19 protein-coding genes are annotated in these 25072 nt (G+C 68.0%); 5 read left to right on the plus strand and 14 right to left on the minus strand.

Going from position 1 to position 25072, the window contains the following annotated elements; genetic code table 11:
* Window positions 1–218 precede the first annotated feature (218 nt).
* Window positions 219–1124: an SDR family oxidoreductase gene (locus MKK54_RS02085; RefSeq protein ID WP_244008846.1), complete on the plus strand. Its 906-nt coding sequence runs from the start codon at window positions 219–221 to the stop codon at window positions 1122–1124.
* A gap of 118 nt (window positions 1125–1242) precedes the next feature.
* Here the strand turns inward: MKK54_RS02085 and MKK54_RS02090 are convergent, their stop codons facing one another.
* The 5 genes from MKK54_RS02090 to MKK54_RS02110 all read right to left on the minus strand — a co-directional run bounded on the left by MKK54_RS02090 (window position 1243) and on the right by MKK54_RS02110 (window position 7541).
* Window positions 1243–1584, minus strand: coding sequence for a DUF3140 domain-containing protein (locus tag MKK54_RS02090; protein WP_244008847.1), 342 nt, complete (start codon window positions 1582–1584; stop codon window positions 1243–1245).
* A gap of 106 nt (window positions 1585–1690) precedes the next feature.
* Window positions 1691–1831 carry a hypothetical protein gene (locus tag MKK54_RS02095; protein WP_244008848.1) on the minus strand — a complete coding sequence of 47 codons (141 nt, stop codon included), beginning with the start codon at window positions 1829–1831 and terminating at the stop codon, window positions 1691–1693.
* 135 nt (window positions 1832–1966) lie between these two features.
* Entirely contained in the window at window positions 1967–4963 is a 2997-nt protein-coding gene (locus MKK54_RS02100; protein ID WP_244008849.1) for a PAS domain-containing protein, read from the minus strand.
* Window positions 4964–5182: 219 nt separating this feature from the next.
* Window positions 5183–6301 carry an HWE histidine kinase domain-containing protein gene (locus tag MKK54_RS02105; protein ID WP_244008850.1) on the minus strand — a complete coding sequence of 373 codons (1119 nt, stop codon included), beginning with the start codon at window positions 6299–6301 and terminating at the stop codon, window positions 5183–5185.
* Between the two features lie 109 nt (window positions 6302–6410).
* On the minus strand, window positions 6411–7541 hold the full coding sequence (locus MKK54_RS02110) for an HWE histidine kinase domain-containing protein (RefSeq protein WP_244008851.1): 1131 nt from the start codon (window positions 7539–7541) through the stop codon (window positions 6411–6413).
* A gap of 426 nt (window positions 7542–7967) precedes the next feature.
* On the opposite strand from MKK54_RS02110, the gene MKK54_RS02115 reads away from it, so the two are divergent.
* The gene (locus MKK54_RS02115; RefSeq protein WP_244008852.1) at window positions 7968–10199 is read left to right on the plus strand and encodes a CHASE3 domain-containing protein; all 2232 of its coding nucleotides are present in this window, start codon (window positions 7968–7970) and stop codon (window positions 10197–10199) included.
* A 42-nt stretch (window positions 10200–10241) separates the two neighbouring features.
* Here the strand turns inward: MKK54_RS02115 and MKK54_RS02120 are convergent, their stop codons facing one another.
* The 8 genes from MKK54_RS02120 to MKK54_RS02155 all read right to left on the minus strand — a co-directional run bounded on the left by MKK54_RS02120 (window position 10242) and on the right by MKK54_RS02155 (window position 21943).
* Window positions 10242–12434 carry a PAS domain-containing sensor histidine kinase gene (locus MKK54_RS02120; RefSeq protein WP_244008853.1) on the minus strand — a complete coding sequence of 731 codons (2193 nt, stop codon included), beginning with the start codon at window positions 12432–12434 and terminating at the stop codon, window positions 10242–10244.
* A 3-nt stretch (window positions 12435–12437) separates the two neighbouring features.
* Window positions 12438–13487 (minus strand): acyl-CoA dehydrogenase family protein, encoded by a 1050-nt coding sequence (locus tag MKK54_RS02125; RefSeq protein ID WP_279597118.1) that lies wholly within the window; start codon window positions 13485–13487, stop codon window positions 12438–12440.
* A 105-nt stretch (window positions 13488–13592) separates the two neighbouring features.
* Complete coding sequence (locus MKK54_RS02130) at window positions 13593–13814, minus strand: type II toxin-antitoxin system ParD family antitoxin (RefSeq protein WP_244008855.1); 222 nt, start codon at window positions 13812–13814, stop codon at window positions 13593–13595.
* A 106-nt stretch (window positions 13815–13920) separates the two neighbouring features.
* On the minus strand, window positions 13921–14274 hold the full coding sequence (locus MKK54_RS02135; protein ID WP_409564113.1) for a DUF3140 domain-containing protein: 354 nt from the start codon (window positions 14272–14274) through the stop codon (window positions 13921–13923).
* A 160-nt stretch (window positions 14275–14434) separates the two neighbouring features.
* Window positions 14435–16867 (minus strand): PAS domain-containing protein, encoded by a 2433-nt coding sequence (locus tag MKK54_RS02140; RefSeq protein WP_244008857.1) that lies wholly within the window; start codon window positions 16865–16867, stop codon window positions 14435–14437.
* An 87-nt stretch (window positions 16868–16954) separates the two neighbouring features.
* Window positions 16955–20140, minus strand: coding sequence for a PAS domain S-box protein (locus tag MKK54_RS02145; protein ID WP_244008858.1), 3186 nt, complete (start codon window positions 20138–20140; stop codon window positions 16955–16957).
* Window positions 20137–20949, minus strand: coding sequence for a Crp/Fnr family transcriptional regulator (locus MKK54_RS02150; RefSeq protein WP_244008863.1), 813 nt, complete (start codon window positions 20947–20949; stop codon window positions 20137–20139). The genes MKK54_RS02145 and MKK54_RS02150 overlap by 4 nt, the downstream gene beginning before the upstream one ends.
* Window positions 20950–21142: 193 nt before the next feature.
* A complete protein-coding gene (locus tag MKK54_RS02155; protein WP_244008859.1) occupies window positions 21143–21943 on the minus strand; it encodes a pentapeptide repeat-containing protein in 801 nt (266 codons plus the stop codon).
* A 292-nt stretch (window positions 21944–22235) separates the two neighbouring features.
* On the opposite strand from MKK54_RS02155, the gene MKK54_RS02160 reads away from it, so the two are divergent.
* On the plus strand, window positions 22236–23378 hold the full coding sequence (locus tag MKK54_RS02160) for a permease (RefSeq protein ID WP_313898369.1): 1143 nt from the start codon (window positions 22236–22238) through the stop codon (window positions 23376–23378).
* A 46-nt stretch (window positions 23379–23424) separates the two neighbouring features.
* Here the strand turns inward: MKK54_RS02160 and MKK54_RS02165 are convergent, their stop codons facing one another.
* Entirely contained in the window at window positions 23425–24006 is a 582-nt protein-coding gene (locus MKK54_RS02165; RefSeq protein WP_244008861.1) for a PepSY domain-containing protein, read from the minus strand.
* Between the two features lie 554 nt (window positions 24007–24560).
* Between MKK54_RS02165 and MKK54_RS02170 the strand changes: the two genes are divergently transcribed.
* Together MKK54_RS02170 and MKK54_RS02175 are read left to right on the plus strand one after the other, a co-directional pair.
* Window positions 24561–24797, plus strand: coding sequence for a hypothetical protein (locus MKK54_RS02170; RefSeq protein WP_244008862.1), 237 nt, complete (start codon window positions 24561–24563; stop codon window positions 24795–24797).
* A gap of 141 nt (window positions 24798–24938) precedes the next feature.
* A partial coding sequence (locus MKK54_RS02175) for a cytochrome b/b6 domain-containing protein (protein WP_244008864.1) occupies window positions 24939–25072 on the plus strand: 134 nt, incomplete at its 3' end.

Consider the following 25072-nt stretch of genomic DNA (forward strand, 5'->3'; position numbering starts at 1 on the left):
GTGCTTCCCGTGGTTCCGAACCTCATCATGAAGTGAGGGATTCCGGCCCTCGACGGAAGCGGACAACGGGAAGCACCGGCTGTGGCCGGCGACGATAACCCACGGTCCGCCAACAGGAACCCACCCGACAGAGGCGGGATTTCTTTTGGGTTCGGGCCATGTCCAAGACATGGCCGCAGCGACCATTCCCGATTAGGTCGCCTACCCAGGATCTACGAATGACAGATGCCGTCGACCATCGCCTCGCGATGCAGGATCCACGCACCCAGTATCCGCAGCCTCCGTTCAAGCGGCAGCCGCAGGAGGCGCCGGGCTTAGCCGGGGCCATGGACCCCAAGCCGGACCACGGCGAGACGAGCTACCGGGGGCATGGGCGCCTCGCCGGCCGCAAGGCCCTGGTGACCGGGGCGGACAGCGGCGTCGGTCGCGCCGCCGCCATCGCCTTCGCCCGGGAGGGCGCGGACGTCGCCCTCAGCTTCGTCGAGGCCGAGATGCCGGACGCGCGGGAGGTCGCGGCGCTGATCGAGGCGGAAGGGCGCAAGGCCGTCCTGCTGCCGGGCGACATCACCGACAAGGCGTTCTGCGAGACCCTGGTCCACAAAGCAGTGGTGGAGCTCGGAGGGCTCGACATCCTGGTGAACAACGCCGGCAAGCAGACGAACCAGAAGGACATCGGCGACATCACGGACGAGCAGTTCGACCTGACGCTGAAGACCAACCTCTACGCGATGTTCTGGATCACCAAGGCGGCGATGCCGCTGCTTCCGGCCGGGTCGTCCATCATCAACACGGCGTCAGTGGTGGCCTACACCCCACCCAAGATCCTGCTGGACTATGCGACCACCAAGGCCGGGATCGTTGCGTTCACGAAGGCGCTGGCCAAGCAGGCCATCGAGAAGGGCATTCGCGTGAACGCGGTGGCACCCGGCCCGTTCTGGACCGCGCTGCAGCCATCTGGCGGCCAACCGCAGGAAGCGGTCGAGAAGTTCGGCTCCGAGGTTCCGCTCGGGCGCCCGGGCCAGCCGGTCGAACTCGCTCCGATCTACGTGTTCCTGGCCTCCCAGGAGGCGAGCTTCGTCACCGGCGAGGTCTACGGTGCCACCGGCGGCAACGGTACCGCATAGGCACATCACGCCGAACGGCGCCTTGATCCCGTTCGACGTGCCGTCGCGCGGCCCTGGGTGGCAGAGGCCGACCCAAGGCCGCGTCCTTTGCGACGAGCTTCCGCCCCCCGCCTCCCGATCACTTCGAAGGGTCGTGGCCCCAATTCATCAGCGAAAGCCGCCAGGGCGAGTCTTTCACCTCGTCCTTGTCCTTCGGGCCACCCTGCTTGAGGTGTCGGTGCACGTAACCCACGACCTTGCGCATGTGGCTGTAATCGTCGTCCGACAAGTCTGCCTTCTTCTTATTCAACATCTCGACGATGCGACGGCCTTCCTGATGTCCAGTGGCCTCGCCGCCGTCCTTCTTCTGGCCGACCGACTGGCTCCCGTCACCCTTGAGGTGCTTCTGCAACGCGGAGGCCGTCATGTTCACGACCTCCTTGAATTCGGCGTAGGTCGCCTCGTGGTTTTCCTCAGCCATCGCTTACCTCTCGATTGACGTACGGTTTCCGTGTCCGTTCGCGGATGAGACAGGTCCGAGACATCCACGCAAAGGGTCGCCGGGCCTAGCTTGATCCAAACGTCGCTCAGGACTTGGACTTGCCACCCTTCTTGCCCAGTTCGGCCTGGGCCGAGGATGAGGTGCGCGGATTGGACTTGCCCTCATGGCTCGCCTTGGCGTTCGCCTTCCTGGCCGTGTCGCTGCCGTGGCCCTTCTTCTCGGTCATGGTCGTCTCCATTGGATTGTCGGGCCAATCCGCCGGGCCAAGCCTCGTTCCGAGACCGGTAGTGCGACCCTGCGCACGCCCTCGACAATGCAATGCGAGGTCGGAGCTGGCGGACCTCAAGCCTGACCGTTCGGGTCAGGCCGCCGCCTCGTCGTTCACCTCCTGCATGGAGGCCAGCGATGCCTCAAGGCGGCAGGTCAGGCCCGCGGGCGCGTAAGTCAGCCTGACCTCGCCACCGACCTCGGCCGCGAAGCTGCGCTCGATCAGGCGTGATCCGAAGCCCCGGCGCGTCGGCTGCGCCAGAATCGGCGGCCCACCCTGCTCGGACCAGGTCAGGCAGAAGCGCGGCGCGTCTTCCTTGTGGACCACGTGCCAGCGCAGGTCGACGGTCCCGACCTCGTTCGACAGGGCACCGTACTTGGCGGCGTTGGTCGCAAGCTCGTGCAGGGCGAGCGCCAGGGCCAGCGCCGGCTTTGCGGCCAGGTGCACGTTGAGACCGCTCGAACGGATACGGGTTGCCGTGTCGCCGCGATGTACCGCCAGGGCTCCGTCCACGACCTCCCCGATGGGCGCCTGGCTCCAGCTCGACTGGGTCAGGATATCGTGCGCCCGCCCGAGCGAGATCAGGCGGGCGGAGAATGCATCACGCGCGGATTCCATGTCGGCGGCATTGCGAAAAGTCTGACTGGCGATGGCCTGGACCATGGCGAGGGTGTTTTTGACACGATGTTGCAACTCGCCGGTCAATAGCCGCTGGTGCTCTTCGGCACGCTTGCGTTCGCTGATGTCGAGCATCGCGCCGATCATGCGCACGGCGTGCCCGCGTTCGTCGCGGATGACGTAGCCGCGGTCGAGGATGTGGGCGTAGGAGCCATCCGCGCGGCGGAAGCGGTACTCGCTGGTCCAAGCCGTACCGATCCGGTCGATGACGGCATGGAGCGAGTCGTCGATGCGGGCTCGGTCGTCCGGGTGGATTTGGTCGATCCACCAATCGCCCGTCGGCTCCACCGTCTCCGGCCGGTGCCCATGGGCGGCCTGGAGCGCCTCGTTCCACATGACGTGGTTGCTGGTCAGGTCCCAGTCCCAGATCGCGTCGTTGGTGGCGCGTGCGGCGAGGCGGTAGCGCTCCTCGGTCTCGCGGAGCAACTGTTCGGCCCGCCGGCTCGCCGTGATGTCACGCGTCGTACCGATGAATCGGATGGTTCGTCCATCCGAGACGAAAGCCTGGCCCTTGGCCGATACCCAACGCTCGATCCCGTCCGCGATGCCAACCGTCCGGAAGGCGATGTCGTAGGAGCCGCCACCTTCCGGATCGAGGGCGGCCTTCACGGCCGCATCCACCCAATCACGGTCGTTCGGATGCAGTCCGGCAAGGAAGGCGTCGTAATTCACGGGTGCGCTGGAGGGCAGCCCGAACAGGGCACGTGTTCGACCGTCCCATTCCAGCGTGTCCGTCACGAGGTCATAGTCGAAGATGCCGGTGCCGGTGGCGTCCACGGCGAGGCGAAGCTGTTCACGCGTTTCGCGTAAATCGTCCTCGGCCTGACGGCGGTCATGGATGTCACTGTTGCTGCCGAGCCAGCCGACGACCTGCCCAACGCCGTTCCGCCTCGGCTCGGCCCGGATGAGGAACCAGCGGTAGTCCCCGTCATGGCGGCGTAGCCGGGCCTCGGTATCGTAGACGACCTCGTTCGTGCGGGCATGCTCCCAGGCCAGCAGCAGGCCGGGCAGGTCGTCGGGATGGATCACCTCGCCCCACCCGAACGGCAGCGCCTGCTCGGGGGTTTGGCCGGTATAGGCATACCAACGGTCGTTGAGATAGCTGAGGCTGCCGTCCGGGTTGCCGAACCAGATGATGGCAGGCGCGAGTTCGGTCAGCGCCTGGAAGCGTTCCTCGGCGACCTTGCGCTCGTGGATGTCGAGCGAGGTGCCGATCCAGCTGCGCAGGATTCCGTCGGCGTCTCGCACAGGGTGGGCGCGGGACAGGAACCAGCGGTACTCGCCGTCCGCACGGCGCAGCGGGAACTCGACCTCGTACGGCTGGCCACCCGACGCCGCGGAAAGCCATGCCGCGCGGGTCGCCTCGCGATGGTCGGGATGGATCACCCCCATCCAGCTGGCCTCGCCGGTCTCGCCGGTCGGCAGGCCGGTGTAGTCGTACCAGTAAGCGTTGCAGTAGGAGACAGCCGCGTCCGCGTCGGCGAACCAGACCACCTGCGGGCTGACCTCGACGAGGGAACGGTAGCGCAACTCGCTCGCCTGCAACGCGGCCCCCGCCTTGCGCTCCCCGGTGCGGTCGCGCAGAATCTTGAGGTAACCGAGTAGTTCTCCGCCGTCCGACCTCAGCGGCATCATCTCGCCGTTGGCCCAGAACCGAGTGCCATCCTTGCGCAGGTGCCATCGCTCGTCGGGGGCGCTGCCGGTCTCCCTTGCCAGCCGCATCTCGGTTTCCGGCCGTCCGTTGGTACGGTCCTCGGGCGAGAAGATCGCATCGATTGGCCGCCCCAACATCTCGGGCTGCGTCCATCCAAGGATGCGTTCGGCACCCGTGTTCCAGCGCGTGACGCTCCCTCGGGGGTCAGTCGCCACGATGGCGTAGTCCGTCGCGCTGTCGAGAATACGCTCGTGAAGCAGGCGCTGCTCGGCCTGTTCGCGGAGCGCACGACGAAGTTCCATCTGGCCCATGGCCTGCCGGGCGAGCCGCCTCAAGCCCTTGCGCTGCCGCTCGGTCAGCACGTGCGGCTTGGTGTCGAGCACGCACACGGTGCCTATGGGCTGACCCTCAGCGGTCCTCAGAAGGGCGCCCGCGTAGAAGCGCAGGCCAGGATCGCCGGTAACGAGCGGGTTGCCCTCGAAGCGCGGGTCGCGGCTGGCGTCCGGGACGCAGAGGAAGTCCTCCTGGAGGAGGGCCTGCCGGCAGAAAGAGCTCTCCAGAGGTGTCTCGCGCACACCCAGACCAACCTCCGCCTTGAAGAACTGACGCCCGTCGCCAACGAGGTTGACCACAGCGATTGGCGTCTCGCACAAATCGGCGGCGGCCTCGGCGATCTCGTCGAAGTCCTGCTCGCGCGGCGTGTCCAACAGCCGGTAGCGGTCGAGAGCGCGAAGGCGTTCGACCTCTTCATCGCTCATCGTGACGCGATCCATGAAAATGTTGGGCTCAAGACGCCTGAATGGTTCCAATCAACGAGGATTCCTACGGCCAAAGCGACCACACCGATTTACCCGATGCCGACGTACGACCCATTCCCGCATATGTCGGTCGACAGTATCGCGACCGGGAACTGATGACCATGCGACGGGCCTCGTTCCGGCTGAAGTCGGCCGGTTCGGAAATCCGACGGCAAACCGTCAGCCGTTCGGAACGGGTAGCCCGATGCTGATCCGAAGCCCGTCCGGATCCGCGGCGACGTCGACCTCGGCGCCCGTCTGCGCGGCCAGGATGCGATTGATCAGCCGCATGCCGAACCCTTCCCGGGTGGGCAGCGAAGGCGGTGGGCCGTCGTGCTCCTTCCAGACCCAGGCCAGCCATTTGTCGTCCGAGCGATCCTCCACCGCCCAGGTCACCGTCACACGGCCGTTCGGATCGGCAAGGGCCCCGTGCCGGAGGGCGTTGGTGGTCAGTTCGTGCAATGCCATACCGACCGGCACCGCGAGTTCGGAGGGAAGCCTGAGGTCCGGTCCCCGGAGCGTGATGCGGCTGTTCTCGCTGTACGGATCGAGCTCCGCCCGAAGCAGGCTCTCGAACGAGGCGACTTGCGCCTGGTCTTCGGTGATCAGGGCGTGGGTCCGGGCGAGCGAGACGATGCGGCCGGTGAAGGCTCTCCCGAATTCCGGCAGGGAGACAGCCGAGCGCATCGTCGCGTTCAGGACGGCCTGGACGGTCGCTAGGGTATTCTTCACGCGGTGGTGGAGCTCGCGGACCATCATGGCCTGCCGGTCCTCGAAGGCACGGCGGTCAGTCACGTCACGCTGGGCCGAGACCCAATGGGTGATGCGTTCGTCGGGGCCGCGGACCGGCGTGATCAGCCACTCGACCATGTAGGCCGTGCCGTCCTTGCGATAGTTGAGCGTCTCGCCCTGGAAGGCATTCCCGGCAGTCAGCGCGGCGCGGGTCCCCTCCAGCAAGGCGCGGTCGGTCCCTGGCCCTTGCAGGAAGCGTGGGCTGCGCCCGATCACCTCGTGCGCCTCGTACCCGGTCATGCGGGCGAAGGCAGGGTTCGCATAGACAATGATCGGTCCCGGCTCATCGAGTTCGGCGGTAGTGATGAGGATGGCCTCGCCGGCGGCCTCGACAGCCGCCCGAAGGAGCCGGAGATCCACCCCGTCAGGCCAGTCCTCGTTCGTACGCGACACCTGGACGAACTCCCGAGGTGGCGGACTAGGATCGCCCCCCATGTCCAGGACGGCGACGCCTCCGGGATACCGAATGATGCGACAACCGGCGACGGGGCCCGCAGTTTCCGCCACGGTCCATCTGCCACGGGCCAGGCGACGGCGTCAGTCCTGGCCGCCGTGCGCGGACCCGGTTCCCCGGGAGGGTCTGAGTGGTCGCGCTTCTCCTCGCTTGCGTCCAGGCTCAGGACGCCAGGCTCGCCCATGGGAGGCCTATGACGACCTTGAGACCTTCCGCTTCCCAGTGGTGGGAGATGGTCCCCGACAGTTGCCCACGGACGGTTCGCTCGGTGAGCTTCGATCCAAACCCCTCGTTGTGGGGCGGGCATCCGATGCGAGGACCTCCGCGTTCGGTCCAGACTATACGCATGTCCGTGCCGACGCGTCGGCAATCGACGGTGACGGTGCCGCCGTTCCCCGACAAAGCACCGTGCTTGATCGCGTTCGTGGCCAGTTCGTGGATGACGAGGGCCAGGCCGGTCACCGATCCATCGCCGACCGGGACGTCGTCCATCGCGCCGTGGACAAACCGGCGTTCCGCGCTGCCCGCCTCGTCATAGGGTCGTAGCAGCGCGTACAGCAGGCCCTGAATGGTCTGTTGCGGACGGGACGAGCGCTCGTCCACCTGTGGAACGTGCAGGTATTCGAGTGCCCGGCTCATGGCCGTGAAGCGGTCGCGCAGGGTCCCGGCATAGGATTGCACAGCCGGGAGGTTCCGCGCCGAGAGGGTGACGAGCCCGTTGACCAAAGCGAACATGTTCTTGAGGCGATGGCTTAATTCGCGGCTGCGTAGGTCATGTCCGTCTTCGATCCGCCGCAGCTGGGTCATGTCCCGCGAAACGGCCATCACGCCCACGAGCCGGCCGTCGACGTCGACGATCCGGGACAGGACGACGTCCCAGTACACGGTCCCACCCTGGGGCGCCGGGCGACATCCATCGAAGCGCGCCGTGCCCACCGTTGCCGCCACCGCCAACGCGTCCGAGACCGTCTCGCGAATGGCCAGGGGCCACGACAACGACCATGGCTCATGGTCGGCATCGACCAGGTCGCCGTCGCCGAGCACACGGCGCGCCATCGGGTTCCGAAGACGTAGATGACCCAGTTGGTCGATCACCTCGACGCAGTCTTGGCTCGCGGAGATAAGTTCGCGACCGAAGTTCCAGGCGTTCCACGGATCGTAGGGATTGTCCGCGGCCTCGCTTGATGGAAGATCGAGGCGATAAGGACCGTCGGTTCCACCGTCGGCGGGGGCTCCGCCGGCCCGCAACGGGACCACGTTCGAGCTCGGCCCCCGGCCGGTACCCTGGGTCATGGCCTGGCCCTTCGTAGCCTATCGATGGCCGGGCTACATGCGGTGATCACAGGATACCGGGATCGCGCTTGTTGGCGTCGTCATAAGATCGTTTCTGCAGACTATCGGTCCGTTTTCGGTGTCTCTTCAACGCGATGTACTCTTTCCAAGCGGGCCGGTGGTAAGAGGCAGTCGTCATGCCTCGATCCGATCAGAGCTCAGGTTTCCCTCCACCACCGATTCAAATCTCCGCTTCCAGCGCAATTCGTATGGCTGCCCCGATGCAGGGGGCTCTCAAGCGAAGACCCTAATTCCCTCGCAATCATCCGGCATTGCGCTACCAATCGCATCGACAGGCCGCGTCGGTCCCCGTTCCGGGGCCTTGCCCGGTTCGCCGCGCCGTCGTCCCCCTTCCCGTACGGCGGCGCGGTCGGTCACGGAATCGACATGACCAAGCACCTCGTCGCCCGTGCCAACCTCCTCGTCTTCGCGGTGCTGCTCGCGATACTGGCGCTCGTCGGTGGCGTGACCTGGGAGCGTCTCGGGGCTTCGCGCGAGGCACGGGAGTGGTCGCAGCACAGCTACCGGGTTCTCGCGTCGATGAAGGACCTCGCCATCGCCCTGCGCGACGCCGAGACCGGACAGCGCGGCTTCCTGCTCACGGGCAAGGACGACTACCTCACGCCCTACAACGAGGCCCGCGACCGCGTCGGCCTGCTGCAGGGCGACCTGCAGAAGCTCACTATCGATAACCCGGCGCAGCAACGTCGCCTGCGCGATATCTCGCCAGTCATCCAGCACAAGATGGAGGAGCTCGCGCAGACCGTGCAATCACGGCGCGACAGCGGTCTCGATGCGGCGCTGCGCATCGTCAACACCGACGCGGGCCGCACCTACCAGACGCATGCCGAGGGTGTCCTGCAAGCCATGCTGGTCGAGGAGCAGGGGCTGTTGGACACCCGATTGGCAGAGAACGACGCCCGCGCCGCCTGGGTGCGCTGGCTCGTGCTTGGCGGAGCCGTCCTCGCGGCACTCGTCCTGCTCGTGGCGGCACGCCTCCTGAACCAGGCATGGTCGCGCTCCAACAAGGTCGAGGCCGAGCAGCGCACGTTAGCGCTTCGCCTGCGCGCCTCCCTCGACAGCCTGAGCCAAGGCATCGCCGTTTTCGGCGCCGACCGCCGGATGACCAACTGGAACCACTGCTTCCAGGTCCTGCTCGACATCCCGAAGGCGATGCTCCGTCCCGGCACGCCCTACGTCGCATTCGTTGAGCACACCTCCGAGGCGGGCCGTCCCGCCCTGGAGACCGAGGACCAGATCCATCACGGTCGCAACGCCCCCGGCGAGCCCGTGGTTTACGAGCGCGTCCGCGCCGACGAGCACCACCTGGAGCTCCGCCGCACCCAGATGCCGGACGGCGGGTTCGTGCTCACCGTGACCGACATGACCAAGCGAGCCCAGGCCGAGGGCGTCCTGCGCGAAGCACAGAAGATGCAGGCCATCGGCCAACTGACCGGCGGCATCGCTCACGACTTCAACAACCTGCTGCAGGTGATCCTCGGGAACCTGGAGTTCGTCCGGTCCAAGCTCGGCGACGCCGATGCCAAGCTCAGGACCCGGATCGAGCGGGCGGCCTGGGCGGCGCAACGCGGGGCGACGCTCACCGGCCAGCTACTGGCCTTCGCCCGCAAGCAACCCCTGGCTCCCGCCGCCATCGACCTCGCCGCGGCGATGCCGGACCTCGTGCCGCTTCTACGACGCACCCTCGGTGAGCACATCGAGGTGCGATACGTCGAGAGCGCGGGCCTATGGCCGGCGATGGCCGACCCCGCGCAGCTGGAAAGCGCCGTGCTGAACCTCGCCCTCAACGCCCGCGATGCTATGCCGGGTGGCGGTCGCCTAACCATCGAGCTCGGCAACAAGGTCCTCGACGAGCACTATGCCCGCGACCACGCCGAGGTGACGGCCGGCGACTACGCCATGGTCGCGGTCTCGGACACAGGCCATGGAATGACGCCGGAGGTCGTGGCCCGGGTGTTCGAGCCCTTTTTCACGACAAAACCCGACGGCAAGGGCACTGGCCTGGGGCTCGCGATGGTGTTCGGCTTCGTCAAGCAATCGGGCGGCCACGTGAAGATCTACTCGGAATCCGGCGAGGGAACGACGGTGAAGATCTACCTTCCGCGGGCGGTGGGCGCAGTCACGGTCGCGGGTCAGCGCTCCGCGGCTCCGGTCGAGCTTCCTCGGGGGAACGCCTGTGTGCTCGTCGTCGAGGACGAGCCGGCCGTGCGCGAGATCGCCTGCGCGATCCTCTCGGACCTCGGCTACCGCGTCTTGGAAGCCGCCGACGGCGAGGAGGCCCTACGCGTCTTCGGCGCAAACACCGGTTCCGTCGACCTGCTGCTCACCGATGTCATCCTGCCGGGCAAGGTCCGGGGCCGGGAGCTCTCCGAGCGCGTCACGGCAATGCGTCCCGAGGTGAAGGTCCTCTTCATGTCGGGCTACACCGAGAATTCCATCGTCCATCACGGCAGGCTGGACGATGGCGTCCGCCTGATCGGCAAGCCGTTCAAGCGCGAGCAACTCGCCGTCAAGGTCGCGGAGGCGCTCGGTCATTCCACCCCGACCACCGCCGGGGACGGCAACGTGGTCTCGCTACGTCCACGCCTCGGGAACTGACCGTCGCCGGGGTGCCATGGGGCACAGCGTCGGCCGTTCCGCCTAAGTCGAAGCAGCACGCACCCAATCCGTTTGTTGGCCGGGATGCTCCCCGCCTTGGTCCCGGTCGCGGGAGCGCAAGGCATCCGCGTGGCCACGCCGGTCACCTGCGGCTTGGTCGAGCGCGTCCGACCCCGAGGACCGAGGCCGGGCCATGCGCCCGAGCACGCGCGAGATGTCTCCGGTGGCGTAGGGCTTCTGGACGAGCTCGAAACCGTGGCGCCCCTCCTCGGCCAGCACGTGGCTGTACCCGCTGGCCAGCACGACCGGTAGGCCCGGATAGCCGCGGCGTATCGCCAAGCCGAGCTCGATCCCGTTCATTCCCGGCATGACCACGTCCGAGAAGACGATGTCGAACCGAGCGCTGTCCTCCGCGAGGAGCGACAGGGCTTCGGCGGCGTTGACGGCCCAGGTCACCTCGTGCCCGAGGTCCGCGAGGATTTGCGTCGCGAACCGGCCGACCTCCAGGTTGTCCTCGACCATCAGGACCCGTCTCGACCCGCCCGGCAGGACCGGTATCGCCGCGACTCCCCGGGCGGCAGCGAGTTCGGCCGGCGGGGCGATGCGCGGCAGGTAGAGCGTGAACGTCGTGCCCTCACCGGGCACGCTCTCGACGGCGATGTCACCTCCGGATTGCTTGGCGAAGCCGTAGACCTGGCTGAGCCCGAGGCCGGTCCCCTTGCCGACGTCCTTCGTGGTGAAGAACGGCTCGAAGATCTGGTCCAACGCGTTCGACGGTATGCCGGTCCCCGTATCCGTCACCGACACGGAAACGAAGTCGCCGGGGGCCGGTGCGTGCCCTCGGATCGCCGGAATGCCCGGGACGTCGCGCAATCGAAGGCTCAGTGCGCCCTCGCCGTCCATGGCGTCACGCGCGTTCACCGCCATGTTGACCAGCGCGGTCTCGAACTGGCTCGCGTCGGCGTGGACGAAGCAGGCTTCGCTGGACACCTCCGTATCGATGGAGATCCGGACGCCCACGATGGTGGCCATCATCTCGGTCACCGTCCGAAGTCGTTCCGCGGCATCGAACGCCTCCGGCTTGAGAGGCTGCCGACGCGCGAAGGCCAGGAGTTGCCCGGTGAGCTTCGCGGCGCGGTCCACGGTGTCGGAGATGGCCGCGACGTAGCGTTTCCGGCGGTCGTCCGCCAGATCGTCCCGGGCCAGCATCTCGATGCTGCTCTTGATCACCGTGAGCAGGTTGTTGAAGTCGTGGGCCACGCCACCCGTGAGCTGCCCGACGGCCTCCATCTTCTGGGCCTGCCGCAGGGCGGCGGCGGTGACCTCCCGCTCGGCCACGGCCCGGGCGATGCGGCCTTCGAGATCCTCGTTCAGAAGACGCAGGGACTCCTCGTCGCGCCTGCGGTCGGTGACGTCGCGCGCGACCAGGGTGACGCCCTCGATGGAGCCTCCGCCGCCGAGGACCGGACCGGCCGACAGTTCGAGCGTCAGCACGCTGCCGTCCCCGCCCACGATGCGCAGCTCCCGCGAACGGATGCTCTCGCCCATGCCAGCCTGGCTGAGAAGCGCCACGGCGTTCGCCCGGTCGTCGGGCAGGAACAGTTCGAAGAAGGCACGCCCGGACACGGCGTCCCAGGACACCCCGAACACCCGGGCGGCCGCCTCGTTCCAGCTCACCACCGCGCCGTCCAGGGCGACCGCCACGAGCGCGTCCGGTGCGTTAGCCAGGATGGCGGCGAGGTAGCGTTCGGCGAGCGCCAGGTGGCGGGTGCGACGCTCTTCCGGAGCGTCTGCCACCGGGATGGCCTTCCCGAAGCGGGCATTGATCCGCCCGTACAATCCCTTCACGGCGCGGCGGCTCGCGACCGCCGTCGCGGCTTCCCGCAACAGGCGTTCGAGCTCGGGAACGCCGACGTCCGCTCCAAGCACCCAGGCCTCGGAGATCTCCGGAGAGAACGGAAGCAGCCGTCGCATCCGGTCGAGCCGGTCGTCCGGGACCACGAACAGGATCTGCCCGGACGGGCGGCGCTGACGGAAGGTCCGTGCCCGCGCGAGGGGATCGGCGACGGTGGGCGCGATCACCAGGATGTCCGCGTCACGCTCGACGGCGGACGGCGCGTCCGCCGATACGGACACTGTCAGGTCGAGCGTGGACCAGTCCACGTCTCCGGCCTGAGGCCACGCCGCGACGTCGGGGCCATCCCCGACGAGAACCAGCACCTGCATCGCCGCCATGGCTCAAAGCAGCGGCAGGCCGAGCACGGATCGGCCGAGCCAGGCCTTGAGGAGGTGCGTGGTCGGCGACATCACGTGCGCGGCCTGGGCGTCGCGCAGGAGCCGCGCGAGCTTACCGTTCTCGCGATAGCCGCGACCACCGAGCAGGGTCATGGCGGTATTGGTCACCGAGACCGCGGTATCGGCGACGTCCACCTTGGCGGCGAACAGCGCCTTCGGGGCTTCCGGCGAACCTTCGTCACCGAGCCGGGCGGCGTAGGTCACGAGCTGGCGCGAGCGCTCGATCACCGTCCACATCTCGGCGACCCGCTCGGTCAGGGCGGCGTTCTCGACCAGGCGCTCCGAGGTGTGCTCGTAGCGGTGCTGACGCAGATGCTCGACGGCAAGGTCGAAGGCCGCCTGGGCGACTCCGAGATAGGTGCCGGCCATCGCCACCAGGAAGTACGGCGCGACGACCTCGAACACGTACCAGATCTGGTCGCCCTCGGCGCCGAGCAGGTTGGCAGCCGGCACGCGCACGCCGTCGAACAGCGCCCCGGACGAGTGGTTGCCGCGCATGCCGATGCCGGCCCATGGCGGATCCCAGGCCAGGCCGGCCGTGCCCTTGTCGACGAGAAGGCAAGTGAACGTGCCCGGATCGTGCTCGGCCCCGGGAGCCACCGTCGAGACCACGTAGGAATCGGCGTAGGCGCCGCTCGTGATGAAACTCTTCTTCCCATCGACGACGAAGCCGTCGTCATCCCGCCGGAAGGTCGAGCGCGGAAGGAAGAAGTGCGCCCCGCTACCAGGCTCGCTCAGGGCGAGGGACGTGACGTGCTTGCCGGCGGCGATGGCACGAAGGTAGCCGTCCTCCTGGGACGGCGTAGCCTTCGCGGCGATGACGGCGGTGGCGACGCAGTGCATGCCGTAGCACATCGCCGTCGAACTGCAGGCGTGGCCAAGGATCTCTGTCACGCGGGCGAGCGAGGACAGGCCCTCGCCCAATCCGCCGAGGCGCCGTGGAGCCCGAGGAGCCCCACGCCACCGAGGGCGCAGAGGCTGTCTCCTGGCCAAACCGCGTCCCTGTCCGTGATCTCGGCCCGCGGGGCCGCGACGCGGTTCGCCACGTCCTCCGCCAGCGCGATCACACGCGACGCTACGGATGATGCGGCGGCGTGTTCAACCACTGTGCTCTCGCGACCCATGTGTCACCTGTGCATGGGATGGCTGGATGCCGTTGACGGCGTTGGCCCAACCGGCCTCGTCGCGCTCCAGCAGCCGCAGGCCGGCCCGTACGACCTCGCTCGCGCTGAGGTATCGACCCGAGGAGACGCGCACCGCGATGAACTCGGAGAGTTCCGGGGTCAGCGAGACGTTGAGCGACTTTGGGGCCTTGGCCATGCACAGGGATGTCATTGCCACGGTCGACTGTCAAAGCCTGACACGACCCTGCGACCCCGAAGCATGGACGGGTGACCCACGGAAGTGCGTCCTCGCCGTCTCCGGCTCAGGCTCCCTTCAACGGGTCGTGTCCCCAGTTCATGAGCGAGAGCCGCCAGGGGGAGTCCTTCACCTCGTCCTTGTCCTTCGGACCGCCCTGCTTGAGGTGCCGATGGACGTAGCAGACCACCTTGCGCATGTGTCCGTAGTCGTCATCGGTCAGGTCAGACTTCTTCTTGTCCAGCATCTCGACGATGCGTCGGCCCTCTCGGTGCCCCGTCGCCTCGTCGCCATCCTCCTTGTGGCCGACCGAATGGCCCTCCTTGCTCCCGAGATGCCTCTCCCGTAAGTCCGCCGTCATGTTAACGACCTCCTTGAACTCCTTGCAGGTCGTCTCGCAGTCGTGTTCGGACAACTGCAACCCTTCGGATAGGCAAGGGGCCGCGTGCGGGACGGCCCAAGACGATCATCCTACTCGCCCGGGTCGATGCCGGGTCCCTTCCTTTCCGTCATGCCTGCCTTCCTCGCATCAACGGGGCGACGTTCCGGGATCGGCCGGCATGACGCAGGTCCATGGCTCATCACGATAGTTCAGCCTGGACCGTCCTCGCTTCCCTGCGGACCGTCGCGACCCGACGCAGGATGCGCGAGAGCTCCTCGACCGAATAGGGCTTGCGCAACAGGTCGAACCCGCCGGTGCCGCCCTTGGCGAGGACGTGGCTGTAACCGCTGGTGAGCACGACCGGCAGGTCGGGATGCCGGCGCCGGATCTCCCGGGCGAGCTCGACGCCGTCCATGCCGGGCATCACCACGTCGGAGAAGACCACGTCGAAGCGCTCCGGATCCCGATTCAGCTCGGCCAGGGCCCGTCGGGCATCCTCGGCCCAGACCGTGCCGTAGCCGAGCTCGGCCAGGGTCTGGGTGGCGAAGATCCCGACGTCGACGTTGTCCTCGACCACCAGGACACAGGTGCCGTGGCCCTCGACCAGGGGTTCCGGCTCGGGTGCCTCGACGGGAGGTGCCGCGTCCGCGGCCGCCCGAGGCAGGTATAGCGTGAAGGTCGCGCCCCTGCCGGGCTCGCTCTGGACCAGGACCTCGCCACCCGACTGCCTGGCGAAACCGATCACCTGGGACAGGCCGAGGCCCGTGCCATGTCCGACGCCCTTGGTCGTGAAGAACGGCTCGAAGATCCGTTCGACGTCTCCCGGCGCGATGCCCGTGCCGGTATCGGCGACCGACACGGTGACGAAGTCGCCCGGCACGGTGGGATGCGCGCGCACGGCCGGGATGGCCGAGACCCGCGCGACGGCGATGTCGAGCCGCCCCTCGCCACCCATGGCGTCGCGGGCGTTGACCACGAGGTTCACCACGGCTGTGTCGAACTGGCTCGGGTCCGCGTCGACGAGACAGGCTTGGTCCGGCACCGTGACGTGGACCGCGATGCGCGAGCCCGTCAGCGTGCCGACCATATCGCCGACCGAGACGATGTTGCGGCCGACGTCGAACACCTCCGGCTTCAGTGCCTGCCGCCTGGCGAAGGCCAGCAGCTGGCCCGTCAGCCTGGCGGCACGGTCGACGGTGTCGGAGATCGCGCCGACGTAGCGGAGCCTGCGCTCCTCGGGCAAAGCCGGCCGCTTGAGCAGGTCGGTCGACGACTTGATCACGGTCAGGAGGTTGTTGAAGTCGTGCGCCACGCCGCCGGTGAGCTGGCCGATGGCCTCCATCTTCTGGGCTTGGCGCAGGCCTTCCTCCGCCGTCGCGAGGGCGGCCGCCTGATCCTTGTCGAACGTGACGTCGCGCACGACCCCGTAGATCAGCCCGTCGCGCGGCACCGAGTTCCATGCCAGCCAACGGTGGGAGCCATCCCGGTGGCGGTAGCGGTTCTCGAACCCGAGCACGCTCTCGCCCCGTGCCAGACCGGCCATCGCCGCCATCGTCGCGTCGCGGTCGTCGGGATGCACGAGGTCGAGGAACGGGACCGCCGTCAGCTCCTCCTCCGACCAGCCGAGTGTCGCGGTCCAGGCCGGGTTCAGGCTTATGAAGCGACCCTCGAAGTCCGCCACGCACAGCATGTCCCGCGAGTGGCGCCAGACCTGGTCGAGCTGCCGCGTGCCCTCCTCGACCCGCCTTTCCAGGGCCTCGTTGGTGTCCAGCAACCGGCGCTCGGCCTGCTTCCGGTCGGTCACGTCGAGGACGAACACATAGAAGCCGTCGACGGCGCCCTCGTCGGACCTGCGCGGTGTGTAGCGGATGTCTGCCACCCGGGGACGCCCGTCCAGATATGGCCAATCGAGTTCGAGCCGCGCCGGCTCCCCCGCCAACGCGGCCTGGAAGGCGGCGCGCCGCGCTTCGAGTCCGTCCTCGTCCAGGAACTCGCCGACGTGGCGCCCGATCACCTCCGAGGGGGACAGGCCGAACCAGTCCTCGTAGGCCCGGTTGGCGAAGCGGTAGACGAGGTCGCGGTCGATGAAGGCGATCAGGACCGGCAGCGCGTCTGTGACGAGCAGGAGGTCGGCCTCGCGCGCCCGCAGGGCCCGCTCGGTCAGGACGCGCTGCGTGGTCTCGTTGGTCACGCAGAACAGCCCGACGACCGCGCCTGCCTCGTCGCGGATCGGCGAGTAGGAGAACGACCACCACGTCTTCTCCTCAACGCCGTACCGGGCCATGGTGAGGGGCAGGTCGTCGAAGCGGCTGGCGGTCCCGGAGAGGGCCAGCTCGACCATCGGCCGGACCTGCTCCCAGACGTCCGACCAGAGCGCGGGCAAAGAGGCGCCGAGCGCCTCCGGAAGCCGCGGGCCCAGGATAGGGCGGTAGGCGTCGTTGAAGAAGAACGTGAGCTCGGCTCCCCAGGCGAGGAACATACTCTCGGGCGATGCAAGCACCAGGTTCAGCGCGACCTTGAGTGCCGCCGGCCATGCCCCTGAAGGACCCATCGGCGTGCCCGACCAGTCGTGGGCGCGGACCTTCGCGCCCATCTCGCCCCCGGCTTGCGGAAAACCGTTCTCTCGCGACACGCACTCAACCGGTCTTGGTCGTTGGAACCCGCCGGAAACGGCGGATGCCCGTCAACGGCGATCCCTGGCCGTCGTTGCGACGCGAGATCAGCGCACGTCCTCGAAATTGCGCAGTGGTGCCTCGACGACACACCGAACGCCCTCCGGCGGATAGGTCAGTGAAATCCTGCCGTCGACGGCATTGACGAGGCCGCGCTCGATCAGGCGGGAGCCGAATCCCTTCCGGGAAGGCGGCAAGACCGGCGGGCCGTCCCGTTCGCGCCAGCTGATGGTCAGGACTGGGTCCGCGTCGGCGCCGGTCAGCGTCCATTCGACATCAACGCGACCGCCCGGCGTCGAAAGCGCGCCGTACTTGGCGGCGTTGGTCGCGAGCTCGTGCATCATCAGCGCCAGGGCCAGCGCCGCCCGGCCGCCGATCTCGACCGGCGGCCCGCGATAGTCGACCCGGCCGCCGCCGTCGTCCTGCAAGCCGACGCCGCCGCGGACGACCGGCTCGATGGCGGCGCGCTCGGCGGCGCCCCCTAGCAACAGGTCGTGGGCCTTGCCGAGGGTGATCAGCCGGTCGGCCAGGACGTCCTTGGCCGCCTCGACGTCCGTCGCCCCCCGCAGCGTGTTGGCAGCGATGGCCTGCACCATCGCCAGGAGGTTCTTCATGCGGTGGCTGAGCTCGTGGTTGAGCAGGTCTCGCTCCTCCTCGGCCCGCCTGCGCGCGTCGATGTCCGATACAGCGGCGACGGCGCCCGACAATCTCCCGTCGGCGCCGCGGATGGCGGCCGCGACGATGTCGATCCAAGTGTCCGTGCCGTCGGGGCGGCGGTAGCGCACCTGCAACTGGGCACGGTCCATCCCCTCGGCGATGACCCGGGCAAGCGGATACTCGTCCGGACAGACCGGCTCGCCGTCCGCGTGGAAGGACTTCCATTCCCCGTAGGCGGCGACGTTCGGCGACGGCAAAACCGGGTGGCCCAGGATCTCCTCGATCCGGACGTTGCCGCCGACGATCCTGCCGGAAGGCGCCTCCGCGAACAGGATGCCGACCGGTACGGTCTCAAGGATGGAGCGCTGGCTCGCCTCGCTGGCGCGCAGGGCCTCCTCGGTGCGCTTGCGCTCCGTGATGTCGTTGAACAGCACCGCCACCTGGTGCGAGCCCGACTCGCCGAACGGGTAGGCGAAGACCTCGAACCATCGGTTCCCCAGGGCCGCGGCGACGCGCTCGAAGCGCTCGGGCTCGCCGCTGCGCGCGATCCGGTCGTGGATCTCGAACCAGTGCTCCTCGTGGCCGGGCGCGAGCTCGCGCATCCATTTGCCCAGCACGTCGGTCAGCCCCGACTGACGCTCGAAGGCCGGGTTCACCTCCAGGAAGCGGTAGTCGAGCGGACGCTCGTCCGCATCGACCCTGACCTCGATCACGCAGAAGCCTGCGTCGATGCTGTCGTAAAGGTCGCGGTAGCGTGTCTCGCTCGCGGCGAGCTCCTCCTCGGCCTTGCGGGCGGCGGTGACGTCGCGCGAGACCGCCAGCAACCGCGACACCTCCCCGTCGCCGTCGCGGATCGGCGTGAGGAGCACGTCCCACCACTTGGGCGTGCCCTTCATCGTGCAGGCCGGCCCCGCGAAGCGTCCGATGCCCGACTTCAGCGCGGCCTGGACCGCGGCCTTCGCCTCGACCTTGGCCGGCCCGTCCCAGAACTCGGTCCAGTCCTTGCCGGCGACGCCGTCGAAGTCGTCGATCTCCATGACGCGCATCCCGCCCTCGCTCATGAAGCCGATGCGGGCGTCAAGGTCGAGCACCTTGATGCAGTCGGCCGAGGAATCGAGGACGCTGCGCAGGAACGCCTCGCTCGCCTGCAGGCGGGCGGCGGCATCCCGCTGCTCGGTGCGGTCGCGCAGGATCTTGAGGAAGCCGATGGCGGTCCCATCCTCGTCGCGCAGCGCCATCATCTCGCCGTTGGCCCAGAAGCGTGTGCCATCTTTCCGGACGTGCCAGCGCTCGTCGATGCCGCGACCTTGGTCGAGGGCGGCCTGCATCTCCTTGGCTGCGATGCCCGCGGCGCGGTCCTCCGGCGTGAAGAACACGTCGGCCGGGCGCTGGCACATCTCGGCCGGCGACCAGCCGAGGATGCGCGTGGCTCCCTCGTTCCAGTCGTCGACGCGGCCGTCGAGGCCCATCACAATGATGGCGTAGTCGATGGCGCTGTCGAACACCGCCCTGTAGCGGTCCTGCCCGGCACGGACGCTGCGTCGCGCGTCGGCCTCCCCTGCCTCCGCCAGGCTGGTGGCCACCGTGCCGGCGAACAGGCGCGCGGCGTCGAGGTCGCCGTCGGCGAAGGCGTCCGGACGGCTCGACTGCAGCTTGAGGACCCCGATGGGGGCGTCACCGCGAACGACCGGCACGCAGAGCGCCGCCCGCGTTCCGAGGTGCTCGACCACGTCGTGCTTCGCGCGCGGGTCGACCGTGGCGTCCGGGCTCGACACGGCCTCGCCGGTCGCGAAGACGTGGCCGGACAGGGTTCCGGTCAGCGGGATGCGCAGGCCCGCGTGCGGTGCGAGGTCGCCACGCGCGATCCGGTAGACGAGCGCGTCGCCCTCGCGGATCGCGATGACGCCGCCTTCCGCCCGGGGAACGGCCCTCATGGCACCGGCGAGCAGGGCATCGAAGCCCGCGTCGAGGTCGCCGCGGGCACGGGTGACGGCGGCCTGGGTCTCGATCAGGGCCTCCTGCCGCATCAAGGCCTCGCGCTGCCCGGCCAAGGCCTCGTCACGGAACGCGAGGGCCTTGCGCAACTCCATCTGGCCCAGGACCTGCCCGGCCAACTTCCGCAGCGCCGACGCCTGGGTCGGCGTCAGCCCCGCCGGCCGCGGCTCGTGGTCGATCACGCACAGGGTGCCGAGGCGCTCGCCGCCCGGTGCCGTCAGCGGCGCCCCGGCATAGAAGCGCAGGTACGGCTCGCCCGTCACGAGCGGGTTGGCCCGGGTGCGGGGATCCCGCGTCAGGTCCGGGATCACCAGCAGGTCCGGCTCGCCCAGCGCATGGGCGCAGACCGACTGGTCGAGGGGCGTCTGGCACGGCTCGAACCCGCGCCTCGCCTTGAACCACTGGCGTTCTCCGGCGACGAGGCTGACCAGGGCGACGGGCGTGTCGCAGACCAGCGCCGCGAGATCGACGATGTCGTCGAAGCCAGGCTCCGGCACCGTGTCGAGGATGCCGTAGGCGGCGAGCGTCGCCAACCTGGGTGGGGATGCGGTCTCGGACGGGACAGAGGGATGCACGTTCACGAATGCGCTTCCCGGATCTTGGAGGGAGGCTGATCGATCCAGACTTGAGGCTCCGTCGCCTCGACCACGAGGATCTCGCCGTCCGGTGCGCAGACCGTCCCTAGGACGGTCCGGAAATGGCTGCGGACCCGGGCATGGCACTCGCAGCAGGCGGCCTCGGCACGCCCGCGGTCGAGCAGGTGGATGCGGCCCCTGCCGACCACGATCAGGCCCTGGTCCTGAAGGTCGCCGAGCACGCCGGTGACGTAGCTGCGCCCGACCCCGAGCATGGCGGCCAACACGTTCTGGGTCACCGGCAGGGCGTCGGTGCCGAGCCGGTCCTGGAGCGTCAGCAGCCAGCGGATGACGCGTTGCTCGATGGGGTGGGCCCCGTTGCAGGCGACAGACTGGAGCACCTGCGCCAAAAGGCAGTCGGCATAGCGCACGAACAGGTCGTTCAGGGTTGGCGAGACCCGCTTGGCATCCCGGAGGCGGTCCGCGTCCATGCGCAGGACCGCCCCCTCGATCTGCACGACGCATCGGGTGAAGGCGGGCAGGTATCCCTGGCTGACCACGCCCCCGATGGCGCCCTCGTGCCCGACCGTGGCGGTCTCGACGGTGCGGCCCTCCCGCAACGGCACGACCAGGGTTGCGACGGTGCGGTCGAGGGGGAAGGTGACCTGCGAGACGTCGTCGCCGACCTCGAACAGGGTCCGCCCCCGCGGGTGGTCCTCCAAGGCGAGATGGGGGGTCAGGAGCGCACGGTCGCGCGCGGCGAGCGCGGCCAGGAGCAGGTTGCCCTCGAACGGGACGGCGGACGGGACTGGCATGGGATTCAGGTGGTCGGGGCGCATGGATTGCCCGGCGGCGAGAAATGCCATGAGGTCGCCTGGTAGACAAGTTGACAATCGCCGGATTGGCGACGGTCAAGCAAACTTGAAAGCTCTTCTCGTACCGAGTCGCCGATGGTCACGTCGTGCGAGGTCCGGTGCGGCGATGCCTGTGGGACGGGAAGGCCGGGGTTCAGTCGGCGACCTTGGTGACGGCGCGGTCGGCGTTCACGCGCTCCGACCAGTCCTTGGCGCCGTCCTGGCCCTTGAGCGAGATGAGACGGGCGCCGCTCACGTCGACGTTCTTGAAGTCGGCCCCTGACACGGTCGCGCCCGTGAGGTTGGCGCCCGACAGGTCGGACCCCATCAAGACCACGTCGGTGAGGTTCGCGTCGGTGAGGTCGGCATATTCCAGGCGCGAGCGCCCGAGGTTCGCCCCCTGCAGGTTGGCGCCCTTCAGGTTCACCGAGACGAACACGGCCCGCATCAGGCCCATGGACTGGTTCTTGATGTCGGCGCCGCCCTTCAGGTCGATGAGCTTCGCCCCGCTCATGTCGGCGCCCTTGAAGTCGCCGATGGGCATCGACCGACTGAGGTCGGCGCCGCTGAGATTGGCGTCGCGCGCGGTGATGCCGAACATCTTGGCGCCGACGAGCTTGGCCCCGCTGAGGTCGGCCTTGATCAGCCACGCCTGCTCCAAGTTGGCGCCGGACAGGTCGGCGCCGCGCAGGTTGGCCTTGTTGAGCCGGGCGGTACGCAGGTTCGCCCCCTTGAGGTCGAGGCCCGACAGGTCGAGGCCGGCCAGCGCCTTGTCGGAAAGATCGACGGGCTTGCCGTTGGCCTTGGCGATCAGGGCTTCCACGTCGGCCCGGGTCATCTCGGCCTTGGTCATCGCGGCCGAGTTCATGTCGGCACCGAGCAGCAGGTCCTGCTCCGCATGGGCCGGGCCGGCCAGGAGCAGAGGGGCGAGCAGAAGGGGGACGAGGCGGCGCATGGTTTCTCCCGATTGTCGTTGTCCCGGCAAGCTCAGACCTCTCGGTCGCCAAGCCCGGATTGATTTTTGCTCATTGACGATTCTGATAACGCAGCCGCGTCCCGTTCGTCCGTGACGCAAGTCAGCGTCGTGGTCGGATCCACCGAAAAGCATGCGGCCAGGGCGAAGGCTCAAGTGTTCCGGGAGACGTGCACCCACGGCTCGATGTGCATCGACGGCCGGACCCGTACGACCCGACGCGAGTTTTGAGGATCATGCCTGACGGGAACGGGAGGCGTCAGTGGGTTGGTTCGTGGATAACCTCGGCCAAGCATTGCTCATGGCCGCGGGGATGTTCTGGCAGACCGGTTGGACGCTCGTGCTCGGCTTCACGGTGTCGGCGCTGCTTCAATCCGTGGTCTCGACGGAGCAGATGAGGCGCGCGTTGGGGCGCGACGGCGCGCGGGAGATCGCGCTGGCCTCGCTCGCCGGCGCGGCCTCGTCCTCGTGCTCCTACGCGTCCGCGGCGATCATGCGGACCCTGTTCAAGAAGGGGGCGGCTCTGACGACCTCGCTCGCATTCCTGTTCGCGTCGACGAACCTCGTCCTCGAACTCGGCATCATCCTCTACCTGCTGCTCGGCTGGCCGTTCATGGCCGGCGAGTGGATCGGCGGCCTCGTGCTGATCGCGGTGATGAGCGTCATCGTCCGCCTGACCTACCCGAAGCGGCTCGCCGAGGAGGCCCGCAGGCACGAGGAGGCAGGCGCCGGGCACCAGCACATGTCGATGACCGTCGAGGGGGCGACCCTGCGCGAGAAGCTCGCCAAGGCCGAGACCCGCATCAGGATCGCCCAGAACTTCTCGATGGAATGGTCGATGCTATGGAAGGACCTCGCCATCGGTTTCCTCGTCGGTGGGCTCCTCTCCGCCTTCGTGCCCGACACCGCCTGGAAGGCGCTGTTCCTCACCGATGCCTCACCCTGGCTCAAGGTGCCGCTCAACGCTCTGCTGGGGCCGCTCATCGCGGTGCTGACCTTCGTCTGCTCCATCGGCAACGTGCCGCTGGCGGCGGTCCTGTGGGGCGGTGGTGCAAGCTTCGGCGGTGTGCTCGCCTTCCTCTACGCCGACCTTATCGTGCTGCCGCTCCTCGACGCCTACCGGCGATATTTCGGCTGGCGCATGGCCGCCTATATCGGCGGCGTTTTCTACGTCACCATGGTCATCGCCGCACTGGTGATGGACCTTGCCTTCACTGGGCTCGGATGGGTCCCCGATCACGCAGGCGACGTGCGGGCCCACCTGACGCATTTCGCCCTGAACTACACGTTCTGGCTAAACCTCGGCTTCGGGGCGCTCGCAGCCTATTGGTTCTGGATGGCCCGGAAGCATCCCATGCAGCACGGCCACGGCGACCACGGGGGTGGAGAGGGTCGGCATGCCCACCATCACGGCTGAACGGACGGGCGCCGGCTCCGGCGTGACCGGAGACCGGCGGTAAGACCTAGTCGACGACCTTGCCGTCGGGGCCGACCGTAACGCTCGTCTCCTTGTCGGCGCCGGAGACCTTGATCACGTACTGCACCGCCTTGCCGTCCTTCGACACCGACGCCTCGTACGCCTTGCCGCCGCCGGCCTTCTGCTCGGCGATGGCGAGCGCATCCTTGAGCGAGGTCTTGGCCTCGTTGAAGTTGGCCGGCTTCAGGAACGTGAAGTAGCGCTCGATGGGCTGGTTCTCGGTCTTGTACAGGGCGCCGGTGTCGGCATTGATGCCGTACTCGACGAGCTTGCCGCTGGGATAGACGACCTTGACACTGTAGTGCGCCGGATCCTTGCCATCGGCCTTCTCGAAGTCGGCGTCGATGGCGCGGCCGCCCTTTTCCTCGCCCTGCATCTCCGCGGTGCTGATCGCCTGTGGCAGGGCGACCTTCGCGGTCTTTGCTACTTGCCACTCCTTCATATCGCCGTTCGCCTGCGTGGCGGGCATCGGAGTTTCCGGGCTTGCCGCGGGCGGGGTTCCCTGGGCGGCGGCGAGGCAGGTGCTCGTCGCGAGGAAGCCGGCGGCGAGCATCAGACGTATCGACATGGCAAGGCTCCTGGTTTCTTGGCGTTTTCAGGACCCCGGAAACGCCTGTCCTTGGATGGGGTTTCCCGGAAGCGTAATCATGAATGGGACCGGGCGGTATCCGGCCTGAACGAACCCATTCGTTGACCTCGCAGATGGCAACCGCCGTCCCGCAAGCCGCTTTTGAGATCGGTCGATAGGCTTTCGTGCGAACCGTATTAGCCGACCCGTCCACGGCGGCCGCCGGTCACCGCGATATCAACCGCCTTGCTTATCGCCGAGCCGCCCTGGGACTCGCCGGTGTGACAGCCCCGGAATTGCAAGGGAGCGCGCACGCGGTCGCCTTCGATGTCTGCGCTACGGGCCTGCTCTGAAACTTTCCTCTGCACGCCTCCGTACAAGTCGGCGTACGCCCGGCCTGGGCGCGGCGCGAGGCTTCGCCTCGGCGTCCGGTTTGTTGCGCTCCAAAGCCATCGCGTCCGGATTTTTATTCGATAAATCAGGAACTTGATGGTCGGGTCTTCTCTTCTCCCGATGTGCGAAAGGGGATTCCTTCCCCGTACAGGAGACATTGAATGAAGATCACCACCCTTGCCCTCGCCGCCTCGGTCCTCGGCAGCCTCGCCCTCGGAGCCGGCGGCGCCTCCGCGGCCCCGATGGGCCCGAACGGACTCCAGGCCGCCCCGTCCGACGTCACCCAGGTCCGGATGACCAGCAGCGAGCGGATGATGATGAAGAAGCGCATGATGCGGGAGCAGATGATGAAGCGCCGCATGATGAAGAAGCGGATGATGATGAACCGGGGCATGTGATTTCAAGGCGCCGTGCACTTCCGGAGGCCCCTACCCAGGGGCCTCCGCCCGAGCCGTCCAGAGTGCGGGGAAGACCGTTGGGCTCGAACCTACCTGAGCCGATCTGCCCCTGACACCGCCGAGGTCGAGCGCCCCCGCTGGATGTTTCGCCATCCCCTCGTGATCAGAGTCACCCACTGGGTGAACGCGATCTGCCTGCTGGTCCTGGTGATGAGCGGCCTACAGATCTTCAACGCCCACCCGGCCCTTTATTGGGGCAAGGTCTCGACCTTCGA

Source organism: Methylobacterium sp. J-068 (genome assembly GCF_022829445.1).
Classification (GTDB): Bacteria; Pseudomonadota; Alphaproteobacteria; order Rhizobiales; family Beijerinckiaceae; genus Methylobacterium.

Excerpts from the sequence above, each read along its gene's own strand:
- MKK54_RS02110 (WP_244008851.1), bottom strand. The coding sequence starts at position 7,541 with ATGACCCAGGGTACCGGCCGGGGGCCGAGCTCGAACGTGGTCCCGTTG.
- MKK54_RS02150 (WP_244008863.1), bottom strand. The coding sequence starts at position 20,949 with ATGCCAGTCCCGTCCGCCGTCCCGTTCGAGGGCAACCTGCTCCTGGCC.
- MKK54_RS02085 (WP_244008846.1), top strand. The coding sequence starts at position 219 with ATGACAGATGCCGTCGACCATCGCCTCGCGATGCAGGATCCACGCACC.
- MKK54_RS02130 (WP_244008855.1), bottom strand. The coding sequence starts at position 13,814 with ATGGCCAAGGCCCCAAAGTCGCTCAACGTCTCGCTGACCCCGGAACTC.
- MKK54_RS02095 (WP_244008848.1), bottom strand. The coding sequence starts at position 1,831 with ATGACCGAGAAGAAGGGCCACGGCAGCGACACGGCCAGGAAGGCGAAC.
- MKK54_RS02100 (WP_244008849.1), bottom strand. The coding sequence starts at position 4,963 with ATGAGCGATGAAGAGGTCGAACGCCTTCGCGCTCTCGACCGCTACCGG.
- MKK54_RS02170 (WP_244008862.1), top strand. The coding sequence starts at position 24,561 with ATGAAGATCACCACCCTTGCCCTCGCCGCCTCGGTCCTCGGCAGCCTC.
- MKK54_RS02165 (WP_244008861.1), bottom strand. The coding sequence starts at position 24,006 with ATGTCGATACGTCTGATGCTCGCCGCCGGCTTCCTCGCGACGAGCACC.
- MKK54_RS02115 (WP_244008852.1), top strand. The coding sequence starts at position 7,968 with ATGACCAAGCACCTCGTCGCCCGTGCCAACCTCCTCGTCTTCGCGGTG.
- MKK54_RS02155 (WP_244008859.1), bottom strand. The coding sequence starts at position 21,943 with ATGCGCCGCCTCGTCCCCCTTCTGCTCGCCCCTCTGCTCCTGGCCGGC.
- MKK54_RS02090 (WP_244008847.1), bottom strand. The coding sequence starts at position 1,584 with ATGGCTGAGGAAAACCACGAGGCGACCTACGCCGAATTCAAGGAGGTC.
- MKK54_RS02120 (WP_244008853.1), bottom strand. The coding sequence starts at position 12,434 with ATGGCGGCGATGCAGGTGCTGGTTCTCGTCGGGGATGGCCCCGACGTC.